Below are 5,957 nucleotides of genomic sequence, written 5' to 3' on the forward strand. Positions count from 1 at the left end.
GACCACCGCCGCCGAAGCTGCCGCCGCCAAAGCCGCCGTGTCCACCGCCACCAAAGCCGCCACCGCCCCCGCCGAAGCCACCGCCGCCGCCAAAGCCGCCACCGCCGTGACCGCCTCCACCGCCGCCATAGCCGCCTCCTCCTCCGCCGCCGCCACCGCCGCCGCGGACAAATTGCAGGCCGCTTCCCACGCCGTCGGGGGGCTTGCGCACCAGAACGGCTGGCTCAAATTTGCCCTGGCAGGCAGCCGTGGCGCAGGACATATTCCACGTCTGACCGTCTGCTGCGGGCTTTGCGGAAGGTGAGCTGGAGATGCTGTCTGCGAATGCAGAAGTGCCGATGAGCGCTCCAATGCCCAGCAATCCCGAACAAGCGAGTGTTGAGAGGTAGTGTCTCATTGTCTTCTCCAAGGGAAATGGTCCGTAGCGAGCTCTAGGCCTGGCGATTACCGTCGGGAGGATGGGCCTCCGCGCGATGATCGTGAGGGCTGGCCCTCAATCGGACGTTGCAAGCGAACGCATCGCGAACAAGAAGGTTCCCGGGAACAGGAAGACATGGAGGTGTTGTCCTTCCCCCAGAGTGGCGTACGGCACTGTCGAGGGCGCCGACTCCGATCCGCGCGGCTTTTTTGGGAGCGTGTACAGTAAGCCAGCCGCCTGGGGTTTGCCGCAGTCCAGGTTCGCGCCTATATTTGCGTGTCGATCTTGCTGACGAACGATGTTTCTGCCGCCTTGGCGCCCAGACGATCTTCCTTCTCAAATTCGACAACTCGCCGCGCGTCCTTGAGCACCGATTTGAAAGGAAACCTCATGGCCACCGGAACGGTAAAATTCTTCGATTCCACCAAAGGCTTTGGCTTTATCGCCCCGGATGAGGGCGGCCCGGACGTTTTCGTCCATATTTCCGCCGTCGAACGCGCCGGCATGCGTACCCTCGTCGAGGGCCAGAAGCTCTCATTCGAAGTGGTGCGCGACCCCCGCAAGGGAAAGATCTCGGCAGATAACCTTCAGGCGGCATGACGCAATAGCGCTTCCGGTCTTTGACCGCGAATTTGTTGGCCGTCGGGCCATCGGCAGGAGGTCGGGAGATCCCGGCCTTTTTCGTTTGAAGGATGACCATGATGAATGGAGATGACGGTCCTATCCGGCCAAAGCGGCACAGTCCGCATGACAAGACCGAGAACACGAACAGGGTCGCTCGCGAGATACTGAATGCGGAGACCGCCAAGCGGGAAGCCAAGACAAAACGCCTTAGGCTGGCTCGCTTGGCCAAGGAGGCCGCGGAACCCGCACAAATCTACAAGGCGGCAGGTAAGAAACGTCACTGATGGCTGGCCGCTCGGGCGAGGCGATCATCCGGTCGATTTTCGGATTTGGAGCAAGCACCTCTAGGTCGCCGAAGGGCGTAAGACGAAATCGGCAGCCTGACTTGTACTCCAAGCTCCGGCCGCGTACCTCCAAGGGTCTCTAATAAGGGCTAGCAGTCTGCCGCCTGGCCGGTGCGCATGGGGCACTTGTCGCACCGGCCGCTCCGCTCCAGGACAAGTGCCCGACGTGGAGTGAGGGCTGGCGACCCGAAGCGAAAGCTCGCTAGTCGTCGGCGATCGAGCGAATGACCCGCGCCGGATTTCCTCCGACAAGGGTATTCGGGGGGACGTCCTTGGTGACTACCGAACCCGCGGCCACGACCGAGTTTTCGCCTACAGTCACCCCGCCAATTATCGTTGCACCGGCTGCGATCCACACGTTTCTCTCAATCACGATGGGGTTCCCGATTGTAACGGCGCGGCGCTGCGAAGGTTCTAGGGGATGACCCGTTGTGATGATGTTCACGTTCGGCCCGATCATCACATCGTCTCCGATGTCGAGGCCGCCAAGGTCATAGAAAGTGCAGTTCTGATTTACGAAGACATTCCTCCCGACGCGGATTTCGTCCCCGCCGGCGGTATAAAATGGAGGGATCAGTATGAAGTTCTCGTCCACCTTTTTGCCGATTAATTCGCTGAACAAGGCCCGTATTTCGTCGGCATCGTTGAACGTCAGACGATTGAGTGTGGCAGTGACTGCCATCGCGCGTTTGGTGTTTGCCACCATAGCCGCCGATTCCGGCGTCCTTCTGTGAATTATCTTGGTGGCGTCCTTGCTCGACATTCGTGATTTTCCCGGGCGTGCAGTTGAAGGTGCGTTTCGGCGCACGAGTGCGGCACCGAGATTCGCTGAGTGTAGCCACAAAGCGAATTGTCCGCTCTCCACCCATTCAGACCCTCGCAAACTTCGCTCATGGAGCGAAACAGCCGCATGTTACCGACTTCTTCCGGGTGCCTTCCGAGAGCGTTGTCGAGATCGGCCGGCAGATAACGATTTAGACTGCTGCAGTCTTACGAGTGCCTTCGCTGTCTTCACGCTTCGCAAAATGTCAGCCTCCGGATTTGCACGCTAGTACCCCAACGGCTTACTTGGCGTCGTGAGCGGAACGACCGTTTCAGCCAAATGCCTCCCGATGGCTGACGGTCGGAACACGGCCCCACTCACGCCGATAGACGGCCGCTCGACGTATGGCAGGTTTTGAACAGCGACCGTAAGGAGCGAAACGACTGCTATATGAGGTCGGTTGCCGAACGGCAGCTAACCGCAAAACTCGACTGAAAGCAGACGGTCCGTTGACGGCCCCAAAGCTGCCAGGCGGCAAAGCGCCCCATGTCGGCCATACAGGCAAATTTTGCCTCTGCCCAGAAGCAGACGTCGCGGGGAACGCATGAATTGCCCAAATGTGCGCATTCTGCTATCTTAATCGATGCTCGCTAGGTCGGCTAGAAATGCCGCGCGGGCATCACGCGCAAAAAGTGAACTCGTTCCGGGAGGACGCCATGAAACGGCTTCTGACGGTCGCTGCCCTGTTGGCGGCGGGTAGTTTGATTGCAATGCGGGTCGCAGCCGCCGACGATGCTGCGTTGATCAAAAGCGCTGAATCCGCTGCACCCGCTGCTGTAGGAAGCGGCGCCACGATCTATGCGATGGATAAAGGCGGTGCTTTGCGAACACTGAGGGAAGGCACGAATGGCTTCTGGTGCATGCCGGACAACCCGGTCACGCCGGGTCCGGATCCGATGTGCGGTGACGCCAACTCGATGGAATGGTTGATGGCATTGGTGGGAAAACAGCCCCCTCCCAAGGGAAAGGTTGGCTTCATGTTTATGCTGGTCGGTGGCTCCGATGCAAGCAACACCGATCCGTATGCGACTAAACCTGAGGAGGGCAATAACTGGGTGAAGACCGGCCCCCATGTCATGGTCGTCAACGCAATGGATTTGATGCAGGGTTATCCTGCTCTTCCTCAGCCGGACACAACCAAGCCTTATGTGATGTGGGCGGGCACGCCCTACGCACATCTTATGATTCCGGTGAAGTAGCGGGCTTGGCCCGGTACAGCGAAGAGCGGATGGACGACCCCAGACGCTTGCGCCAAAGCATGCCGAGGTGATCACCTGGTCGAGAAAAGCTAGCCCGGCGCTGGGGGGGAGTATGGCGAACCGACGACGCTGTTCCTCGCCGGTCAGATGCCGGACATGGAGTGAGCAACGCCCGTCACCTCGGAGGGGCCCCGGAGATGACGGGCGCTTTGGCGTCCAGTGTGTTCGCTCACCAGAGCCATCGGATAAAACTCGTCATGCGACGGGCCTTCCGCGCACCAAGAAGCGCCTGCGAAGAGGGGGAAAAACAGGCGCAGCAACCAAACTCTCTGCTGTCGCGGTCTAATCGTTTCGCATGGCTATGAGGGGAAGAACACGGCCTACTCATTTATCGCAACTGCCCTTGCCGCCCAAGGATATGCGGTGGCGTCGATCCAGAGCATTGGCCATGCATCTTGGAGTGCTCATATTTGGTCTGGCAATGGCCCTGATCCCCACCTTGGCGGATGCCAACAATTGCAAATGCCGAAATCGCGGTGTCATGTTCGAGTTCGGCGAGACATCCTGCCTGAATGTCGATGGTGCCTCCTATCCTCGCGCGCTGCGAGATGAAGCTCAATGTCTCGTCCTGGACCAAGGTCCAGGAGGGTTGCCCGATGACCGAACGTGCACTGCCGCGGCCGACGCTCGTCAATTGATCACTAGAGGGGCGGGCAGGTCTTCCGGTCGCCACACCATGCAGCCGTCGCCGTATTTCGCCACTGCGCTCGTTCAATGAGCCTCAAAGACCCAAATTGAAATCAATACAAGCGAGCTTGTCATAAACTTTCGATCAGGCTACTTGCTGCGCCCATTTCAGCAGAAATCGGAACAATACGAGGAAGAGCTTCAATGAAGATCGGAATTATTGGTGCCGGGCATGTTGGCGCGGCACTTGCGAAAAAATTCGTGACCGGTGGACATGCCGTCAAAATTGCCAATTCGCGACAGCCGGAAACGATCTTCGAGCTTGCTCGCAATCTTGGCGTGGCGGCTGTTAGCAAAGAGCAGGTGGTGAAGGACGTTGACGTCGTCGTCGTGTCGATTCCCTTCTCAAAGAGCCCCGTCGTTGCTGGCTTATTTCGTGACGTCCCCACGGAGGTCGTGGTGATTGATACATCGAACTACTTTCCCTTTCGCGATGGGAAGATCAGTGAAGTCGATGCCGGAATGCCCGAGAGTGTTTGGGTGAGCGAGCAGATCGGGCGACCTGTCGTCAAGGCATGGAACTCATTGATGGCCGTCACACTCTCTACCGACGGCAAACCTAAAGGAACAAATGGACGTATTGCGGTTCCGATCGCTGGCGATGACACAAGAGGCAAAGTTGTCACTGGCGAACTAGTCGATCTTACGGGCTTCGATCCGGTGGGGGCGGGCCCGTTGACGGATTCCTGGCGCCTGCAGCCGGGCTCTCCAGCCTATTGCACAGAGCTAACCCGAGATGAGTTGATAGCCGCACTGGCGTCGGCAAATATTCACCGCTTGGCAGGAAATCGAGAAACGCTCATAACAGAAATCGCGACTAGCGGTGGCAATCTCACTCACCACGAGATAATCGCTCTGACACGAAGGGTGACTGCATAGGGGGCGACCGCAACCTCCGCGGCTACCACCGAAGCAGGGCATTCCGACAGGTTTCGCCAGTAAGGTGATGAGGCTGGCGAGGGCTGCGTGACATGCGCGCCAAGGGTACGGATAGCGCGAGGCGAGCAAGCGCAAGCAGGGCGATGCGGTGCGAACTCAGTACGCTCCAGCAAGGAGAATGATCGCCCCGAACAGGATTAGCAGAAAGCCAATCCAGTTTTGAACACGGCCTGAGAAACGTGGTCTGCGGCGAGGAGGCTCTAACGTCAGACCCGCCACAGGATCGGTGTGACTTTCGCTTAGTCGACCTCGGTTAATCATCGACAACGCCAGCACCACAACACCGCACAGGACCAGTAAGGCGCCGAACCACATGGCTGCTCGCTCCACCCAAGTGAGCGCAAGGTGCTGCGGGCCGGACAGGACAGGTGCCATGAGGTTGGCGAGGAAGAAAAACCGGGAAAGAGGCTCCCTGTTCACCGTCCCGTCGGGCCCGGTTGATACGGCCCGCAGCTACGAGGTCAACGCGGCACCGTCGCTTAAGTTTCAGCAGCCTAGGGAAGCGGCTATGCTACGTGGTTCAGACTTGGCGGGAAACGGGTGGCGATCAACAGCGGCAGGCCGGACACTTGGTTATCAACCAAGGAAAGGCCAGATCGATGTTGCCTCTTCTTTATGCGATGGACTTACATGCGGCTCAACGTGGCGATGGCCTTCGCAATGATTTCTCGGTGGGGCGACGCTCGAAGATCCACAGACAGACGGTCGCGCAACGAATCGACGAGCGATCCGGTCAGGGCCCGTACACAAGCGGCCTACCGCGAGGGTTCGGAAATCAAGTTTGTCAGGGTAGAGCAATCCGGTAGCCCGCCGGCCTTATAAGCTGGAGGCTCAAATCCTCCCCCGCGACCAGTTGACTATTC

General features: G+C 58.9%; 5 protein-coding genes and 1 pseudogene. 4 read left to right on the plus strand and 2 right to left on the minus strand.

Annotated features, from left to right (window positions below; genetic code table 11):
- The coding region (locus C7I85_RS31300) for a hypothetical protein (protein WP_210203113.1) at nucleotides 1-397 on the minus strand (397 nt) is incomplete at its 3' end.
- 411 nt (nucleotides 398-808) lie between these two features.
- Here C7I85_RS31300 and C7I85_RS29950 point away from each other — a divergent pair.
- The gene (locus tag C7I85_RS29950) at nucleotides 809-1,018 is read left to right on the plus strand and encodes a cold-shock protein (RefSeq protein ID WP_106727634.1); all 210 of its coding nucleotides are present in this window, start codon (nucleotides 809-811) and stop codon (nucleotides 1,016-1,018) included.
- A 570-nt stretch (nucleotides 1,019-1,588) separates the two neighbouring features.
- Here the strand turns inward: C7I85_RS29950 and C7I85_RS29960 are convergent.
- Complete coding sequence (locus C7I85_RS29960) at nucleotides 1,589-2,149, minus strand: sugar O-acetyltransferase (RefSeq protein WP_106727636.1); 561 nt, start codon at nucleotides 2,147-2,149, stop codon at nucleotides 1,589-1,591.
- A gap of 716 nt (nucleotides 2,150-2,865) precedes the next feature.
- On the opposite strand from C7I85_RS29960, the gene C7I85_RS29965 reads away from it, so the two are divergent.
- From C7I85_RS29965 to C7I85_RS29980, 3 genes and pseudogenes are all read left to right on the plus strand, one after another.
- On the plus strand, nucleotides 2,866-3,408 hold the full coding sequence (locus C7I85_RS29965) for a hypothetical protein (protein ID WP_106727637.1): 543 nt from the start codon (nucleotides 2,866-2,868) through the stop codon (nucleotides 3,406-3,408).
- Between the two features lie 448 nt (nucleotides 3,409-3,856).
- Nucleotides 3,857-4,106 (plus strand): annotated as a pseudogene (locus tag C7I85_RS29975) (hypothetical protein).
- Between the two features lie 193 nt (nucleotides 4,107-4,299).
- On the plus strand, nucleotides 4,300-5,034 hold the full coding sequence (locus C7I85_RS29980; RefSeq protein ID WP_106727638.1) for an NADPH-dependent F420 reductase: 735 nt from the start codon (nucleotides 4,300-4,302) through the stop codon (nucleotides 5,032-5,034).
- The last annotated feature ends 923 nt before the right edge of the window (nucleotides 5,035-5,957 follow it).

Source organism: Pseudaminobacter soli (ex Li et al. 2025), from assembly GCF_003012705.1.
GTDB classification, from domain to species: Bacteria; Pseudomonadota; Alphaproteobacteria; order Rhizobiales; family Rhizobiaceae; genus Pseudaminobacter; species Pseudaminobacter soli.